Consider the following 16,313-nt stretch of genomic DNA (forward strand, 5'->3'; position numbering starts at 1 on the left):
TCCACCCAGCAAGCTGGGCATCATCGTTCGACTTGCATGTGTTAAGCACGCCGCCAGCGTTCGTCCTGAGCCAGGATCAAACTCTCCGTAAAAAAATTACAACCAACACCGAAGTGCCAGCGAGTTGATTCTGACTGTTGACTGTCTACTGACAATCTTCAATCCAAAAGGAATTGTCTCCGACGATCACAACCGAAGTTGATCACGCACGGGGTCAATAAATTGGCATTGACAATGTGCACGCTGTTGAGTTCTCAAGGACCAGACGCACTCCCCACTCGACCCCGAAAGAGGTTCCGCCAGAGAGGCTTTCGTTCTTGGTTTGACCACCGGTGTGTCGTCGGACCCTGAGGTCCAGTGGCTCATCCTGTAGGAGAGAACCGGTGGAGTAGTCATCCTAGGCGTCGAAGCGATCCAGCGCAAGGCCAGATCTGAACTTCAGTGGAGGATGGTCCCGCTTGAGGGCCGGCGTGCTCTGGGCTTTCGCTCCAGCCGCTCCGCCGCACCTTTGGGGTGACGAGTAAGAACTATACGCAGCGATCGGCGGGTGCGCCAAGACAGGCCACATCCCGGGCGTGTCGCGTTGTGCAACACGTGCGGCTGGACGCAGCGATGCCCGGCTCCCACCAGGGGAACCGGGCATCGACGGGCGAGGGCGATCAGGAGAGCGTCACGCCGGCGAGGGTCTTCTTGCCACGACGGAGCACGAGCACTCCCCCGGGCAGGGCCAGGTCGGACAGCGGCGCGGTCGGGTCGTCCGCGCGGGCGTTGTTCACGTAGACCCCGCCCTGGTCGATCGCCCGTCGGGCCTCACCGAGGGACTTCACGAGTTCGGTGTCGACGAGCGCGCGGGCCACGTCGGCATCGCCGGGCAGCGCCACCGATCCCGGGAGCTCGGCGATCGCCGACCGGAGGGTGTCCGCGTCCAGCGCACCGAGGTCACCGTTGCCGAACAGGGCAGCCGAGGCATCGATCGCCGCCTGGGTGGCCTCGACCCCGTGCACGACGGCCGTCACCTCGAACGCGAGCGTCCGCTGGGCCTCGCGCCGGAAGGGCTCGTCGGCTACCGCCTGCTCGAGGCGCTCGATCTCCGCACGTGACAGGAACGTGAACTGCCGCAGTCGGGCGATGACGTCGGCGTCGGCCGTGTTGAGCCAGAACTGGTAGAACGCGTACGGCGACGTCATGTCCGGGTCGAGCCAGATCGCGTTGCCCTCGCTCTTGCCGAACTTCGTGCCGTCGGAGTTCGTGATCAGGGGCGTCCCCAGCGCGTGCACCGTGGCCCCCTCGGTACGCCGGATCAGCTCCGTGCCCGAGGTCAGGTTGCCCCACTGGTCGGACCCTCCGGTCTGCAGGGTGCACCCGTACTGCAGGAACAGTTCGCGGTAGTCGAGCCCCTGGAGGATCTGGTAGCTGAACTCGGTGTAGCTGATGCCCGCGTCGGAGTTCAGCCGTGCGGCCACGGCGTCCTTCTTGAGCATCGAGTTCACACGGAAGTACTTGCCGATGTCGCGCAGGAAGTCGATCGCAGACAGCGGCGCCGTCCAGTCGAGGTTGTTCACCAGCCGGACGCCGTTCTCGCCGTCCGGGCTGAGGAACCGGGACACCTGCCCCTGCAGACGCGTCACCCACTCCCCCACGGTCTCGCGGGTGTTCAGCGTCCGTTCCGCCGTCGGTCGCGGATCGCCGATGAGCCCGGTGGACCCACCGACCAGGGCGAGCGGCTTGTGCCCGGCCAGCTGGATGCGGCGCATCGTGAGCAGCTGCAGCAGGTTGCCGCAGTGCAGGGACGCGGCCGTCGGGTCGAAGCCGCAGTAGTACGTGATCGGCTCGCCATCGAGGGCCTCCTTGAGTGCCGTCTCGTCGGTGGAGACGTGCACCAGATCGCGCCAGCGCAGTTCGTCCCAGACCGAGGCGAAGGTCGGGTCGTTCTGCTGGCGCGTCAGGACATCGTGAGCGGATTCACTGGACACCCAGTCATCGTAGCGGCGAGCGCGGGCCCGGGCCCACGCCGCCGGTTCCGGCGCGACGCGCCAGCGGCGGGCCGGCCGTACCGGTGGGGAGAGGCGCGGTGCGGGTCAGTCAGTCGAGGGCGCCCTTGTGACGTCGGTACGTCGACACCGTCGGGTCACCCGTGAGCCAGAAGCGCCAGGGGAACTGCGCCCCGCCGGCGATGCCGCCGACGCCGGTCCGCGGTCCGCGACCGATCCGCGGGACCGGACCGGTCCCCGACGACCCGGGGAGGCTCTCGGACAGGAGCTCCTCGACGACGCGAGCGGGCCCGTGGGAGGCGAGCCGCGCCTCCAGGCCGGGTGCCAGGGTGAGCACGTACGGACCGGACCCGTCGAGGAGCGCGGTGCCGTCGTCCTCACCGAGGACGGCGCCGAGCGCGCCGCCGAGGTTGCCCGGTCCGCGCGCCAGCGCCACGTCCCGCACGGAGGGGCCGCGTCGTTCGCGCGCCGTCTCGATGCCGCCGATGACCTCCGCACCGCGGAGCAGCGATCCCGAGGACGTGCCGGCGGGTGCGCTCACGACGTTGACGCACGTGTGGATGCCGTACGAGCGGTACGCGTAGAGCGTGCCGGGCGGCCCGAACAGATGCCGGTTGCGCGGCGTCGGACCGCGATGTCCGTGGGATCCGGGGTCGGTCGGGCCGAAGTACGCCTCGACCTCGGTGATGCGCAGGACGACGCCCTTGCCCGCGATCGTCGCGCCGAGCAGCGCCGGTGCGGACACCGGCGCCGGCTCGGACAGGAGCGCGAACGTCGGGTCGGTCATCGTGCGAAGGGCGCGCCCTCGGCGAGGTCGTGGACGCGACGGGTCAGGGACGCGAGCTGTTCCGCGACGCGGTCCGGGGCGGTGCCACCGATGCCGGCGCGGGACGCGACGCTGCCCTCGATCGTGAGGACGCCACGGACCTCGGGGGTGAGGTGCTCCGAGACGGTCAGGTACTCGGCGTCGGTCGGGTCGTCGAGCTCGATGCCCCGTTCCTCGCAGTACCGGACCAGCGCGCCGGAGATCTCGTGCGCATCGCGGAACGGGACCCCCTGTCGGACCAGCCACTCGGCCACGTCGGTCGCGAGCGAGAAGCCCTGCGGTGCCAGCTCCGCCATCCGGTCCGTGTCGAACGCGAGCGTCGCGACCATGCCGGTGAAGGCGGGGAGCAGGACCTCGAGCTGGGCGACCGAGTCGAAGACGGGCTCCTTGTCCTCCTGGAGGTCGCGGTTGTAGGCGAGCGGCAGGCCCTTGAGCGTCGCGAGCAGACCGGTCAGGTTGCCGATGAGCCGGCCGGACTTGCCGCGTGCGAGCTCGGCGATGTCCGGGTTCTTCTTCTGCGGCATGATGCTCGACCCGGTGGAGAACGCATCGTGGAGACGGACGAAGCCGAACTCCTTCGTGTTCCAGAGGATGATCTCCTCGGCCAGGCGGGAGACGTCGATGCCGATCTGCGCGAGCACGAACGCGAACTCGGCCACCACGTCGCGGGCGGCCGTCGCGTCGATCGAGTTGTCCGCCGGACGGGCGAACCCGAGCTCCTGCGCGATCGCCGACGGGTCGAGCCCGAGCGAACTGCCCGCCAGCGCACCGGCGCCGTACGGACTCACGCTCGCACGGTCGGCCCAGTCACGGAGGCGCTCGAGGTCGCGGACGAGCGGCCACGCGTGTGCCAGTAGGTGGTGGGCGAGGAGCACCGGCTGCGCGTGCTGCAGGTGCGTCCGGCCGGGCATGATCGCGGCGGGGTGCTCGTTCGCCTGCTGGGAGATCGCGTCGACGAGGTCGATCACCAGGTGCCCGATGCGGCGCCCGTGGTCGAGCATGTGCATGCGGCCGAGCGTCGCGATCTGGTCGTTGCGGCTCCGGCCGGCGCGGAGCTTGCCGCCGAGCTCGGGACCGAGGTCGGCGATGAGCAGCCGCTCGAGGGCGCCGTGGACGTCCTCGTCGCCGTCGTCCGGACGGAGGTCACCGGCGGCGTGCTGCTCGAGCAGCCGGTCGAGGCCCGCGAGCATGCGGTCGAGCTCATCGGCCGACAGGTACCCGGCGGTGTGCAGCGCCCGGGCGTGGGCCCGGGAGCCGGCGATGTCGTACGGGGCGAGCTGCCAGTCGAACTGCGTCGAGCGGGACAGCGCGGCGAGCTCGGCGCTCGGGCCGTCGGCGAAGCGGCCGCCCCAGAGGGCGCCCGTGTTGGTGGCGTCGGTCTTGCCGGCGGGCTGGTTCGCGTCGGTCACGTCTGGTTCCGTTCGGTGGTGGTTCGCGCTGGTGTGTTCGCTGGTCGCGTCTGGCGTCTTGTGTCGTGCGTGGGTGGGCTCGGTCAGTTGGCCTGGTCGCGTCGGGCGGCGATCTTGCTCGGCATCGACCAGATGTCGATGAAGCCCCGGGACTGCGACTGGTCGAACGCGTCGCCGGTGTCGTACGTCGCGAGCTCGAAGTCGTAGAGGCTCTGGCTCGACCGCCGCCCCGTCACGACCGCCCGTCCGCCGTGCAGCTGCAACCGGACGTCACCCGTCACGTGCAGCTGGGTGTGGTCGACGAAGGCATCGAGGCTGCGCTTCAGACCGCCGAACCACAGACCGTCGTAGACCAGGTCCGCCCACTCCGCCTCGACGCCACGCTTGTAGCGGTTCACGTCGCGCTCGAGGGTGAGGCTCTCGAGTTCCTCGTGCGCGGCGATGAGCGCGACGGCGGCCGGCGCTTCGTACACCTCGCGCGACTTGATGCCGACGAGCCGGTCCTCCACGACGTCGATGCGGCCCACGCCGTGCTTGCCGGCGAGGGCGTTCAGCTCCTGCACCACGCGCAGCATGCTGAAGCGCTGCCCGTCGATCGCGACCGGGACGCCCTGCTCGAAGGTGATCGTGACCTCGTCAGGGTCGCGAGGGACCGTGGGGTCCTGCGTGTACGCGTAGAGGTCCTCCGCCGGGGCGTTCCACGGGTCCTCGAGGAACCCGGTCTCGACCGCACGGCCCCACACGTTCTGGTCGATCGAGTACAGCGATCCGGCGCTCTGCTCGATCGGGAGGTCGTGCTGCTGGGCGTAGGCGATCGCCTTGTCACGGGTCAGGGCGAGGTCCCGCACCGGAGCGACACTGGTCAGGTCCGGCGCGATCGCGGCCACGGCGGCCTCGAACCGGACCTGGTCGTTGCCCTTCCCGGTGCAGCCGTGCGCCACGCTGTCGGCACCGAGCTGCTTGGCGGTCAGGGCGAGGTGCTTCGCGATGAGCGGTCGGCTCAGCGCGGAGACCAGCGGGTAGCGCTTCTGGTACAGCGCGTTCGCCTTGAGCGCCGGGACGAGGTGGTCGTCGGCGAACTCGTCCTTCGCGTCGACGACGATCGACTCCACCGCACCGCAGTCGAGCGCACGCTGTCGGATGGCGTCGAGGTCCTCGCCGCCCTGGCCGACGTCGACCGCCAGGGCGACGACGTCCTTGCCGGTGGCGTCACGCAGCCAGCCGATGCCGACGGAGGTGTCGAGTCCGCCGGAGTACGCCAGGACGACGCGGTCTGCCACTTCGGTCTCCCTCGGTCAGGCGGTCGCCGCGGTCGTCGCCGCGGTCGCGGTCGTCGCCGCCTTCGCGGTCGCCGCCGCGTTCGCGGTGTTCGCCGCGGTCGCGGTCGTCGCCGCGTTCGCGGTGTTCGCGGCCAGGAGCCAGGCGAGGAGGGCCTTCTGGGCGTGCAGCCGGTTCTCCGCCTCGTCCCAGATGATGCTCCGCGGGCCGTCGATGACCTCGGCGGTCACCTCGAAGCCCCGGTCGGCGGGCAGGCAGTGCATGAACACGGCGTCGTCGGCGGCGTGCGCCATCAGGGCGTCGTCCACGCGGTAGCCGTTGAACGTGTCGAGCCGCGCCTGCTTCTCGTCCTCCTTGCCCATCGACACCCAGGTGTCGGTGACGACGACGTCCGCACCGGCCACCGCGGCGACCGGATCGGTGACGACGAGGACCGAACCGCCGGTCTCGGCAGCGCGGCGCTCGGCGTCGGCCACCACCGCGGTGGCCGGGGAGAACTCGGCGGGCGCGGCGACGCGGACGTGCATGCCCGCAGTCGCTCCGGCGAGGAGGTACGACTGCGCCATGTTGCTCGCACCGTCACCGATGAACGCGACGGTCTGGCCGGCGAGGGTGCCGCGGTGCTCTCGGATGGTGAGGAGGTCGGCGAGCAGCTGGCACGGGTGGAAGTCGTCCGACAGGGCGTTCACGACGGGGACCGAGGTGTTCGCCGCCATCTCCTCGAGCCCGGCCTGCCCGTAGGTGCGCCAGACGATCGCGGACACCATGCGCTCGAGCACGCGGGCGGTGTCGGACGGGGTCTCCTTGCCGCCGAGCTGACTGTTCGCCGTCGAGATGATCAGCGGGCTGCCGCCGAGGTCGGAGATGCCGACGTGGAACGACACCCGTGTGCGGGTCGACGACTTGTCGAAGATCACCGCGACGCTCTGCGGGCCGGCGAGGGGCTTCGCGCCCCAGCGGTCCGCCTTCATCTGCTCGGCGATGTCGAGGATCGCGGACTGCTCGGCCTGGCTGAGGTCGTCGTCCCGGAGGAAGTGGCGGGTCATGCGGAGGTCTCCTGGGTAGCGGTGCCCTGCTCGGCAGCGACGGCCGCGAGGCTCTGGGCCAGGATCGACACGAACTCGTCGATCTCGGCGTCGGACACGATGAGCGGCGGCGCGATGCGGAGGCTCGACTCGTTCGGGGCGTTGATGATCAGGCCGCGCTCGAGGGCGGCCGCGTTGACGGCGGGTCCGATCGGGCCGGTCAGGCCGACCCCGATGAGCAGGCCGGTGCCCCGGACCTCTTCCACCAGCGGTGAGGCGATCCCGGCGATGCCCGCGCGGATCCGCTCGCCCTTGGTGACGGCCCCGGCGACGAGGTCGGCGCGCTCGATCTCGGCGAGCACGGCGTTCGCCACGCGGGTGCCGAGCGGGTTGCCGCCGAACGTGGAGCCGTGCTGGCCGGCCGAGAACAGGTCCGACGCCCAGCCGAAGGTCACGAGCGCGCCGATCGGGAAGCCGCCGGCGATGCCCTTCGCGACCGTGACCGCGTCGGGCTCGAAGCCGTGTCCCTGGAAGGCGAACCAGTTGCCGGTGCGACCGACGCCCGTCTGGATCTCGTCGAGGATGAGCAGTGCGCCGTGCTCCTCGGTGAGGCGGCGGGCGGCGAGCAGGAAGCCCTCGGGCAGGTCGACGACGCCGGCCTCGCCCTTGATCGGCTCGATCACCAGCGCGGCGACGGTGTCGTCGATCGACTCCTCGAGCGCGGCGACCGTGGAGTCGATGTGCTCGACACCCGGGACCATCGGCAGGAAGTCCTCCTGCAGCGCGGGCTTGCCGGTGAGGGCCAGCGCGCCCATGGTCCGGCCGTGGAAGCCCTGCTTGAGGGCGAGGATACGGGTCTTCCGACCGTCGGTGCCCTTGTTCAGCCGGGCGAGCTTGAACGCGGCCTCGTTGGCCTCGGCGCCCGAGTTGCCGAAGTAGACACGGCCGGCCTCGCCCGCGCCCGTGATGCGCTTGAGGCGTTCGGCGAGCTCGAGCTGCGGCGGCGTCGCGAAGTAGTTCGACACGTGCACGAGCTTGGCGGCCTGGTCGCTGATCGCCTCGACCAGCGCGGGGTGCGCGTGGCCCAGGGAGTTGACCGCGATGCCCGCGAGGAAGTCGAGGTACTCGTTGCCGTCGACGTCCCAGACGCGGCAGCCCTGACCGCGCTCGAGCATGATCTTCGGCGGGGTCAGGGATCGCATGAGCGACGCCCCGAACCGGTCGTTCCAGGTCTCGGTCTGCGTCTCGGTGCTCACTGCTGCTGTCCCTTCTCGGTCGTGCTGGCCACGTGTTGGCCGGTACTGCTGGTCGTCGACGGTGCTGCGACGCGTCGGCCGATCTCGGCGTGGGTCATCTGGTTCTCGGTTCGTCGGCTCGGGTCCGGGATCACCTCGGTGCCGGCGCCGCGCAGGGTGAAGACCTCGAGCAGGATCGAGTGCGGGATCCGACCGTCGATGATGGTCGCGCCGCCGACCCCGCCGACCACGGCGTCGAGGCAGGCGGTCATCTTGGGGATCATCCCCGACTCGAGCGACGGCAGCAGCGCGCGGAGTTCCTCGACCGCGATGAGGTCGACGATCGAGTCGCGGTCCGGCCAGTTCCGGTACAGCCCGGGGACGTCGGTGAGCATCATGAGCTTCGACGCCTTGAGGGCGATCGCGAGCGCCCCGGCGGCCGCGTCGGCGTTCACGTTGAGTGCCTGGTCCGGGTGGGCGTCGTCGATGGCGATGCTCGACACGACGGGGATGCGGCCGGCCTCGATCGCGGCGAGCACACCGGAGGGGTCGACGTGCGTGATGTCGCCGACGTGGCCGAGGTCGAAGTGCTCGCCGTCGACGACGACGCCCTTCTTCTCGCCGGTGAACAGCGAGCCGCCGTCACCGAAGACGCCGACGGCCAGGCCCTCGCCGTGCTCGTTCATCAGGTCGACGATCTCGCGGTTGACCTCTCCGGCGAGCACGTCACGAACCACCGTGATCGCCTCGGTCGTGGTCACGCGGTAGCCGCCACGGAACTCGGACGCGATGCCCTGTTCCTTCAGCGCTGCCGAGATCTGCGGGCCGCCACCGTGCACGACCACCGGGTGGAGGCCGGCGTACCGGAGGTAGACCATGTCCTCGGCGAACGCGCGCTTGAGGTCGTCGTTCACCATGGCGTTGCCGCCGAACTTGACGACGACGATCTTGCCGGAGAACCGCTTCAGCCACGGCAGGGACTCGATGAGGGTCGCGGCCTTGACGGTCGCGAGCTCGTGTTCTTCTTCCTTCGAGAGGATGCTGTCGTCGGCCATCAGCTGGAGTACGCGCTGTTCTCGTGGACGTAGTCGTGCGTGAGGTCGTTCGTCAGGATCGTCGCCGAGAACGGCCCGACCCCGAGGTCGATGAGGACGTCGGTGTCACGCGGGGTCAGGTCGACGCTGTCGCTCGGCTGGTCGGGCGCACCGGCGTGACAGACCCGGACACCGTTCATCGAGACGTCGACGGCGTACGGGTCGAAGTCGGCGTCGGTGGTGCCGATCGCGGCGAGCACCCGGCCCCAGTTCGGGTCGTTGCCGAACACCGCCGCCTTGAACAGGTTGTTCCGGGCGACGCTCCGGCCGACCGTCACCGCGTCGTCCTCGCTCGCCGCGTTCACGACGTGGATCGCGATGTCGTGGCTGGCGCCCTCGGCGTCCTGCTGCAGCTGCCGCGCGAGGTCGGCACAGACGGCGGTCAGTGCTTCCTGGAAGTCGCCGACCTCCGGGGTGACGCCGCTGGCACCCGACGACAGGAGCACGACGGTGTCGTTCGTCGACATGCAGCCGTCCGAGTCGACCCGGTCGAAGGTGACGCGGGTGGCGGCGCGGAGTGCCTGGTCGAGTTCGTCGGAGCCGACGACGGCGTCCGTGGTGATCACCACGAGCATCGTCGCGAGGCCCGGGGCGAGCATGCCAGCACCCTTCGCCATGCCGCCGACGGTCCAGCCGTCCTCGGTGACGACCGACTGCTTCGGCTTCGTGTCGGTGGTCATGATCGCGGTCGCCGCGTCCGGACCGCCGTCGGCCGACAGCGCCGCACTCGCGAGGTCGACACCCCTGAGCACGGTGTCGCGGAACGTCTGGTCGCCGACCCCGATGAGGCCGGTCGAGCACACGACGACGTCACCGGCACCGATGCCGAGCGCGTCGCCGACTGCCTCGGCCGTCATGTGCGTGGTCTGGAAGCCGAACGGGCCGGTGAAGCAGTTCGCGCCGCCCGAGTTCAGGACGACCGCGCGGGCCACGCCGTCGCCCACGGCCTGGCGCGACCAGATGACGGGGTGCGCCTGGGCACGGTTGCTCGTGAAGACCGCCGCCACGGCGGCGTCGGGTCCGTCGTTGACGACGAGGGCCACGTCGGGCTTGCCGCTCGTCTTGAGTCCGGCGGTCACGCCGGCTGCGCGGAAGCCCGCTGCCGCGGTGACTCCCTGGAGGCCCGGCTCGGTTCCGGTGGGCTGGCTTGCGTCGGTCACGGTGCGACTCCGTCCACGCTGAGGCCGAGGGTCTCCGGGAAGCCCAGGGCGATGTTCGTCGACTGGACCGCGGCACCGGCGGTGCCCTTGGCCAGGTTGTCGAGGGCGCTCACCGCGACGACGCGGCCGGCGGCTTCGTCGACCGCGAGACCGACCAGGGCCGTGTTTGCGCCGATGGTGTCGGCGACCCGGGGGAACTCGCCCTCGGGCAGGAGGTGCACGAAGGGTTCGTCGGCGTAGGCCTGCTCCCAGGCGAGCCGGACGTCACGGGCGCTGACGCCGGGCGCGAGCTTCGCGGTCGTCGTCGCGAGGATGCCGCGGGACATCGGGACGAGGACCGGCGTGAACGAGATCGTCACGTCGGAGGCACCGGCCACGACGAGGTTCTGTTGGATCTCCGGGATGTGCCGGTGCTTGCCGCCCACCGCGTACGCGCTGGCGGAACCCATGATCTCGGACGCCAGGTAGGTGTTCGCGAGCTTCTTGCCGGCGCCGCTCGGGCCGACGCTCAGGACGGCCACGATGTCGTCCGACTCGACGAGCCCCGCCTGGATGCCCGGCTGGATGCCGAGCGTCACCGCGGTCACGTTGCACCCGGGGACCGCGATCCGCTTCGTCCCGACCAGTGCGGAGCGCTGACGGCTCTGCGCCTGGATGTCGTCGACGTCACGCCACTCGTCCGCCGAACCCGGGGTGGGTGCGGCGAGCAGGAGCTCGGGGAGGCCGTAGGTCCACGCACCGTGGTAGTCGCCGCCGTAGAACGCTTCCCACGCGGCGGGGTCCGTCAGCCGGTGGTCCGCGCCGCAGTCCACGACGAGGGTGTCGTCGCCGAGTTCCGCGGTGATCGCCCCGGACTGCCCGTGCGGCAGCGCGAGGAAGACCACGTCGTGTCCGCGCAGGGTCTCCGCCGTCGTCTTCTCGAGGGTCAGGTGCGACAGCGAGCGGAGGTGCGGCTGCGTCGCGATGAGCGGCTGTCCGGCGTTCGAGAACGCCGTCACCGTCCTGACGTCGAACTCGGGATGGGCGGAGAGCACGCGCAGGAGCTCACCGCCCGCGTAGCCGGAGGCTCCCGCCACGGCGACGGATACGGACATGGGATTCCACCTTTGGTCGGACTGGTCGTCGAGAGAGTCGGAGGCGGCGGCCCCGGGCGGTGCTGGTCCCGATGGGATCAGTCGCGCAGGGTCGCCCCGAATCGCTCGCCGGCACGTCGGACAGCGCCGTCACGGGCCTCGGAGGCCTCAGCAGCGGTCAGCGTGCGGTCCGTGGCACGGAAGCGCAGGGCGAACGTCAGGGACTTCTGTCCCTCGTCCACGCCTGTGCCCCGGTAGTCGTCCACGAGCCGAGCATACTCCAACAGGTCTCCGGCACCAGTCCGGACCGCATCCAGTACTTCGCCCGCCGGTACGTCGGAGCCCACCACGAGGGAGAGGTCCTGCGTCGCCGCCGGGTAGGACACGATCGGTGCCACCGACACGAGCTCGGGCGCCGCTGCGACGAGGGCGTCGAGGTCGAGTTCGACGACCGCGACCACACGCGGCAGGACCGCGGCCTCGGTCAGCTCGGGCAGCAGTTCGCCCGCGACGCCGACGACCGTGTCGCCCACCAGGAGCGACGCCGCGCGGCCCGGGTGCAGGGACGGGTGCGTCGTCTGCGCCACGGTGAGCTCGACGCCGACGGCCCAGGCGACCGTGCGGGCCACGTCGAGCGCGTCCGCGATGCCGTACGGCTCGGGCTGGACGCCGGGCTGCTTGACGACGCGGTTGCCGGTGAGGAGTGCGGACACGTGGAACGGCTGCGGCGGCAGGGCGGCGTCGAGCGCAGCCAGGGTCTCGCGGTCGGGCAGGGCGGCGCCGGCCGGGACCGTGTCGGTGCCGAGCGTGACGCCCTGTTCCGGCAGGAACACGCGCGAGGTCTCGTAGAGCGCGACGTCGACGAGCCCACGGGAGACGTTCCGCCGGGCCGCGTCCACCAGTGCCGGGAGGCCGCTGCGACGGAGCAGGCTCTGCTCGCTGTCGAGGGCGTTCGCGAGCACCACGCTCGGGCCGCCGTCGGGGTCGATCCCCGGGTAGGCGTCCTGCGTCGCCTGCGAGACGAACGGCGCGGTGACGGCCTCGACGAGTCCGTCCGCGGCCAGGGCGGCGGCGACGCGACGGCGTGCCTGCTGGTGACCGGTCAGGCCACGGCCGGGCGGGGCGACCGGCAGGACGCTCGGGATGCGGTCGTAGCCCACGATGCGCGCGACCTCCTCCACGAGGGTGGTGTCGTCGGTGAGGTCCGGACGCCAGGTCGGCGGGGTGACGGTGAGGAGCGAACCGTCGACGTCGACCGTCGCGCCGATCGCGCGGAGCGTGTCGATGACCTCGGCGTCGGTGTACTCGACGCCGATCATCTCGGCCGGGCGCGACAGCCGCATCGGCACCGTCGGCCGTGGCGTCGTGTCGACGAGCGTCGATCCGAGCGCGTCGGCCGTCCCGCCTGCGAGCTCGACGAGGAGCTCGACGGCGCGGTTGGCCGCAGCCTCGGCGACGAGCGGGTCGACGCCACGCTCGAAGCGACGGGAGGCCTCGCTCGGGAGCTTGTGGCGACGTGCCGTGCGGGCGATCGAGACCTGGTCGAAGCCGGCGGCCTCGATCAGGACGTCGGTGGTGCCGTCCGAGATCTCGGTGCGGGCGCCGCCCATGACCCCGGCGAGACCCACGGGGCCCTGGTCGTCGGTGATGACGAGGTCCTCCGGGTCGAGCGTGCGCTTGGTACCGTCGAGGGTCGTCAGGGTCTCGCCCGCCGTGGCGCGACGGACACCGAGGCCGCCCTTGACCGTGGCGAGGTCGTACCCGTGCAGGGGCTGGCCGAGCTCGAACATGACGTAGTTCGTGATGTCGACGGGGAGGGAGATCGAGCGCACGCCGGCGAGGGCCAGGCGGGACACCATCCACGCCGGTGTCTTCGCCGTCGGGTCGATGCCTCGGACGACTCGGGTGACGAACGTCGTCGCGCCGACGCGGCCGCGGATCGGAGCGCGGTCGTCGATCGTGACGGCGAAGCCCTCTGCGCTCCGGGGTGTGACACGGTCCACGGGGTCGCGGAAGCTCGCACCGGTGGCGTGCGCGTACTCGCGGGCGACGCCGCGCATGCTCAGCACGTACCCGCGGTCCGGCGTGACGTTGATCTCCACCGCGGCGTCGTCGAGGCCGAGGAGCGCGATGGCGTCCTGGCCGACCGCTGGTTCCATGCCGAGGTCGGCGAAGCGGAGGATGCCGTCGTGCTCGTCACCGAGGCCGAGTTCGCGCGCGGAGGCGATCATGCCGTCGGACACGTGCCCGTAGGTCTTGCGGGCAGCGATGGGGAACGGCCCGGGCAGGACCGCACCCGGCAGCGTCACGACGACGAGGTCGCCCACGTCGAAGTTGTGCGCACCGCAGACGATGCCGCGGGGCTCGGCCTCGCCGACGTCCACCTGGCACCAGTTGATCGTCTTGCCGTTCTTCTGCGGCTCGGGCTCGCGCGCGAGCACGCGGCCGACGACGATCGGGCCGGTGAGGTCGTAGGTGTGGACGGCCTCTTCCTCGAAACCCACCGACACGAGCGCCGCGTGGACGTGCTCGAGGGTGACGTCGTCGGGGAGGTCGACGGACTCGCCGAGCCAACGGAGTGGGACGCGCATCAGACCACCGTTCCGAACTGCTGCGAGAAGCGGATGTCGCCCTCGAGGAAGTCACGCATGTCGTTCAGGCCGTTGCGGAACTGGAGCGTCCGCTCGATGCCCATGCCGAACGCGAAGCCCTGGTACTCGTCCGGGTCGATGCCGGCGGAGCGCAGGACGTTCGGGTTGACCATGCCGCAGCCACCCCACTCGACCCACCGGGCGCCGCCCTTGGCGTTCGGCTGCCAGACGTCCATCTCGGCGCTTGGCTCGGTGAACGGGAAGTAGTTCGGGCGGAGGCGGATCTGCGCCTCGGCACCGAACATCTGGCGGGCGAAGTGCTCGAGCGTGCCACGCAGGTGCGCCATCGTCAGGCCCTTGTCGATCGCGATGCCCTCGACCTGCGTGAAGACCGGCAGGTGCGTGGCGTCGAGTTCGTCGGCGCGGTACACGCGGCCGGGGGCGATGACGTAGAGCGGGAGCTCACGCGTGAGCAGCGACCGCACCTGCACCGGCGAGGTGTGCGTGCGCATGACGAGGTGCCGCTCGACCGGCTCGACGAAGATCGTGTCGGCCATGGCCCGGGCGGGGTGGTCCGGGTCGAAGTTCAGTGCGTCGAAGTTGAACCACTCGTGCTCGAGCTCGGGGCCCTCTGCCACTTCCCATCCCATGCCGACGAAGATGTCGGCCACGGTCTCGTTCAGCAGCGAGAGCGGGTGCCGGGAGCCGTGCGCACGACGGACCGGGAGCGCGGTGACGTCGACGCGCTCGGCGTCGAGCCTGGCACGTTCCTCGGCCTCGGCGAGCACGGACTCCTGCTCGGCGACCGCCTTGTTCACCTGCCCACGGGCCTGGCCGACGAGCTTGCCCGCAGCGGCCTTCTGCTCCGGCGGCACGCTGCGCATCGACGCGTTCATCCGCGCCAGCGCGGACTGCTCGCCGGTGTGCTCGGCCCTGGCCTGCTTCAGCTCGGCGACGGTCGTCGTGGCACGGACCGCAGCGAGGGCCCGGTCCACGGCGTCGGCGACGGCCGATTCGCTGATCTCGAGAGGTTCTGACACGAGGCCCAAGCCTACCGGCCCCTGGGATACCGCCGTCCTGTACCGGACGGACTGGGGAGGACGAGCCCGGTCAGGCGCCTGTGGAGGGATGGGCCGTGCGCTGGGCGAACGCCGACTCGTACAGGCAGACGGACGCCGCGGTCGCGAGGTTCATCGACTCCGCCCTGCCGTAGATCGGCACCTTCACGGCACGGTCGACGAGGGCGAGATCCTCGGCGGAGAGCCCACGGGCCTCGTTGCCGAAGACCCACGCGGTCGGGCCGTCGAGCATGCCGTCGGCGCGGACCTCGGGCAGGTCGTCGCCCGAGACGTCGGCGGCCAGGATCGTGTACCCGAGACCCCGGGCACGGGACACCGCGTCGGCGAGCGTGACGCCGACCGACACCGGGACGTGGAACAGCGAACCCGTGGTCGACCGCACGACCTTCGGGTTGTACGGGTCGACGCTCCGCCCGGTCAGGACGACGGCGTCGGCACCCGCGGCGTCGGCCGCACGGATGATGGTGCCGGCGTTGCCGGGATCACGCACCTCTTCCAGGATCGCGACGATCCCCGGCAGGCCGCCACGCGCCTCCAGGTCGGCACCGGCGTCGGGGAAGACGTCCTTGACCGACGTCGGGAACTGCTGACACACCGCGACGACGCCCTGCGGCGTCACCGTGTCGGCCATCGCGTCGAGCACCTGCTCCGTCACGAACCACGTGTCGACCGGCGCGTCGTCGAGCGCGTAGCGCGCGGCCGCCGTCGGGGTGACGTAGAGCTCGCGGAGGAGCTCCGGACGGTACTCGATCGCCTCCCGCACCGCCTGCGGTCCTTCGAGCAGGAACAGGCCCGTCTCGGCGCGCACGTCCTTCTTCGACAGCGCTGCGACGGCACGGACACGGCCGGCCTTGGGGTTCTCGAGGAGATCGCTCACGGGACAAGTCTAGGAACGACGAAACCCCCGCCGGACCGGCGGGGGTTTCGCGAGCAGCAGGACTGACTACGCAGCCTTCGGGGCCGAGGTGTCGGCCGGGAGCGCCTGCTTGGCGGTCTCGACGAGCGCCGCGAACGTCTCGGGGTTGTTCACCGCGAGGTCCGCGAGGATGCGACGGTCGACCTCGACGCCAGCAAGGCCGAGACCCTGGATGAGGCGGTTGTAGGTCAGGCCGTTCGCACGCGAGGCAGCGTTGATGCGCTGGATCCACAGGCGACGGAACTCGCCCTTCTTCGCGTGACGGTCGCGGTACGCGTAGACGAGGGAGTGGGTGACCTGCTCCTTGGCCTTGCGGTACAGACGCGAACGCTGGCCGCGGTAGCCCTCGGCGCGCTCGAGGATGACGCGGCGCTTCTTGGCGGCGTTGACCGCTCTCTTTACTCGTGCCATTGATCTATTCCTTTACGTTCCGGGGGCTCAGTGGCCGAGGAGCTTCTTGACGTTCTTCGCGTCAGCCTTGGCGAGGACCTGGTCCTCGTTGAGGCGGGCCTTGCGCTTGGCAGACTTGACCTCGAGGTTGTGACGCATACCGGCCTGCTGCTTCATGATCTTGCCGCTGCCGGTGACCTTGAAGCGCTTCTTCGACCCGGAGTGGGTCTTCTGCTTGGGCATGGT

Annotated in this window: 13 protein-coding genes, 1 rRNA gene and 1 pseudogene; all 15 read right to left on the reverse strand. The window is 70.6% G+C overall.

Annotation, left to right across the window (positions count from 1 at the left end; translation table 11 throughout):
• Nucleotides 1–92, reverse strand: a 16S ribosomal RNA gene (locus tag CRP27_RS12755); the annotation flags it as partial.
• A gap of 567 nt (nt 93–659) precedes the next feature.
• Nucleotides 660–1,973 (reverse strand): tyrosine--tRNA ligase, encoded by a 1,314-nt coding sequence (gene tyrS / locus CRP27_RS12760; protein ID WP_097181079.1) that lies wholly within the window; start codon nt 1,971–1,973, stop codon nt 660–662.
• A gap of 109 nt (nt 1,974–2,082) precedes the next feature.
• A complete protein-coding gene (locus tag CRP27_RS12765) occupies nt 2,083–2,778 on the reverse strand; it encodes a DNA-3-methyladenine glycosylase (protein ID WP_097181080.1) in 696 nt (231 codons plus the stop codon).
• Nucleotides 2,775–4,226, reverse strand: coding sequence for an argininosuccinate lyase (gene argH, locus CRP27_RS12770; protein WP_097181081.1), 1,452 nt, complete (start codon nt 4,224–4,226; stop codon nt 2,775–2,777). Before argH ends, CRP27_RS12765 begins: the two co-directional genes overlap by 4 nt.
• A gap of 83 nt (nt 4,227–4,309) precedes the next feature.
• Nucleotides 4,310–5,506, reverse strand: a complete 1,197-nt coding sequence (locus CRP27_RS12775) for an argininosuccinate synthase (protein ID WP_097181082.1) — start codon at nt 5,504–5,506, stop codon at nt 4,310–4,312.
• A 123-nt stretch (nt 5,507–5,629) separates the two neighbouring features.
• Nucleotides 5,630–6,550 (reverse strand): annotated as a pseudogene (gene argF / locus CRP27_RS12785) (ornithine carbamoyltransferase); the annotation flags it as partial.
• Nucleotides 6,547–7,785 carry an acetylornithine transaminase gene (locus CRP27_RS12790; RefSeq protein WP_097181083.1) on the reverse strand — a complete coding sequence of 413 codons (1,239 nt, stop codon included), beginning with the start codon at nt 7,783–7,785 and terminating at the stop codon, nt 6,547–6,549. The gene CRP27_RS12790 and the pseudogene argF, both read right to left, overlap by 4 nt.
• Nucleotides 7,782–8,819, reverse strand: a complete 1,038-nt coding sequence (argB, locus tag CRP27_RS12795) for an acetylglutamate kinase (protein WP_097181084.1) — start codon at nt 8,817–8,819, stop codon at nt 7,782–7,784. The genes CRP27_RS12790 and argB overlap by 4 nt, the downstream gene beginning before the upstream one ends.
• Entirely contained in the window at nt 8,819–10,018 is a 1,200-nt protein-coding gene (argJ, locus tag CRP27_RS12800; RefSeq protein ID WP_097181085.1) for a bifunctional glutamate N-acetyltransferase/amino-acid acetyltransferase ArgJ, read from the reverse strand. Before argJ ends, argB begins: the two co-directional genes overlap by 1 nt.
• Nucleotides 10,015–11,112 carry an N-acetyl-gamma-glutamyl-phosphate reductase gene (locus CRP27_RS12805; protein ID WP_097181086.1) on the reverse strand — a complete coding sequence of 366 codons (1,098 nt, stop codon included), beginning with the start codon at nt 11,110–11,112 and terminating at the stop codon, nt 10,015–10,017. Before CRP27_RS12805 ends, argJ begins: the two co-directional genes overlap by 4 nt.
• Before the next feature lie 77 nt (nt 11,113–11,189).
• Nucleotides 11,190–13,682: a phenylalanine--tRNA ligase subunit beta gene (gene pheT / locus CRP27_RS12810; RefSeq protein ID WP_097181087.1), complete on the reverse strand. Its 2,493-nt coding sequence runs from the start codon at nt 13,680–13,682 to the stop codon at nt 11,190–11,192.
• Nucleotides 13,682–14,722, reverse strand: coding sequence for a phenylalanine--tRNA ligase subunit alpha (gene pheS, locus CRP27_RS12815; protein WP_097181533.1), 1,041 nt, complete (start codon nt 14,720–14,722; stop codon nt 13,682–13,684). The genes pheT and pheS overlap by 1 nt, the downstream gene beginning before the upstream one ends.
• Nucleotides 14,723–14,792: 70 nt before the next feature.
• On the reverse strand, nt 14,793–15,638 hold the full coding sequence (locus tag CRP27_RS12820; RefSeq protein WP_097181088.1) for an RNA methyltransferase: 846 nt from the start codon (nt 15,636–15,638) through the stop codon (nt 14,793–14,795).
• A gap of 66 nt (nt 15,639–15,704) precedes the next feature.
• On the reverse strand, nt 15,705–16,088 hold the full coding sequence (rplT, locus tag CRP27_RS12825) for a 50S ribosomal protein L20 (RefSeq protein ID WP_097181089.1): 384 nt from the start codon (nt 16,086–16,088) through the stop codon (nt 15,705–15,707).
• Nucleotides 16,089–16,115: 27 nt separating this feature from the next.
• Complete coding sequence (rpmI, locus tag CRP27_RS12830) at nt 16,116–16,310, reverse strand: 50S ribosomal protein L35 (RefSeq protein WP_022903519.1); 195 nt, start codon at nt 16,308–16,310, stop codon at nt 16,116–16,118.
• Nucleotides 16,311–16,313: the final 3 nt, after the last annotated feature.

The sequence above is a fragment of the Curtobacterium sp. 314Chir4.1 genome (genome assembly GCF_900215175.1).
GTDB lineage: Bacteria > Actinomycetota > Actinomycetes > Actinomycetales > Microbacteriaceae > Curtobacterium > Curtobacterium pusillum_A.

Coding starts and splice junctions, on each gene's coding strand:
- argB (WP_097181084.1), bottom strand. CDS start 8,819: ATGGCCGACGACAGCATCCTCTCGAAGGAAGAAGAACACGAGCTCGCG.
- CRP27_RS12805 (WP_097181086.1), bottom strand. CDS start 11,112: ATGTCCGTATCCGTCGCCGTGGCGGGAGCCTCCGGCTACGCGGGCGGT.
- CRP27_RS12765 (WP_097181080.1), bottom strand. CDS start 2,778: ATGACCGACCCGACGTTCGCGCTCCTGTCCGAGCCGGCGCCGGTGTCC.
- pheT (WP_097181087.1), bottom strand. CDS start 13,682: ATGCGCGTCCCACTCCGTTGGCTCGGCGAGTCCGTCGACCTCCCCGAC.
- rpmI (WP_022903519.1), bottom strand. CDS start 16,310: ATGCCCAAGCAGAAGACCCACTCCGGGTCGAAGAAGCGCTTCAAGGTC.
- rplT (WP_097181089.1), bottom strand. CDS start 16,088: ATGGCACGAGTAAAGAGAGCGGTCAACGCCGCCAAGAAGCGCCGCGTC.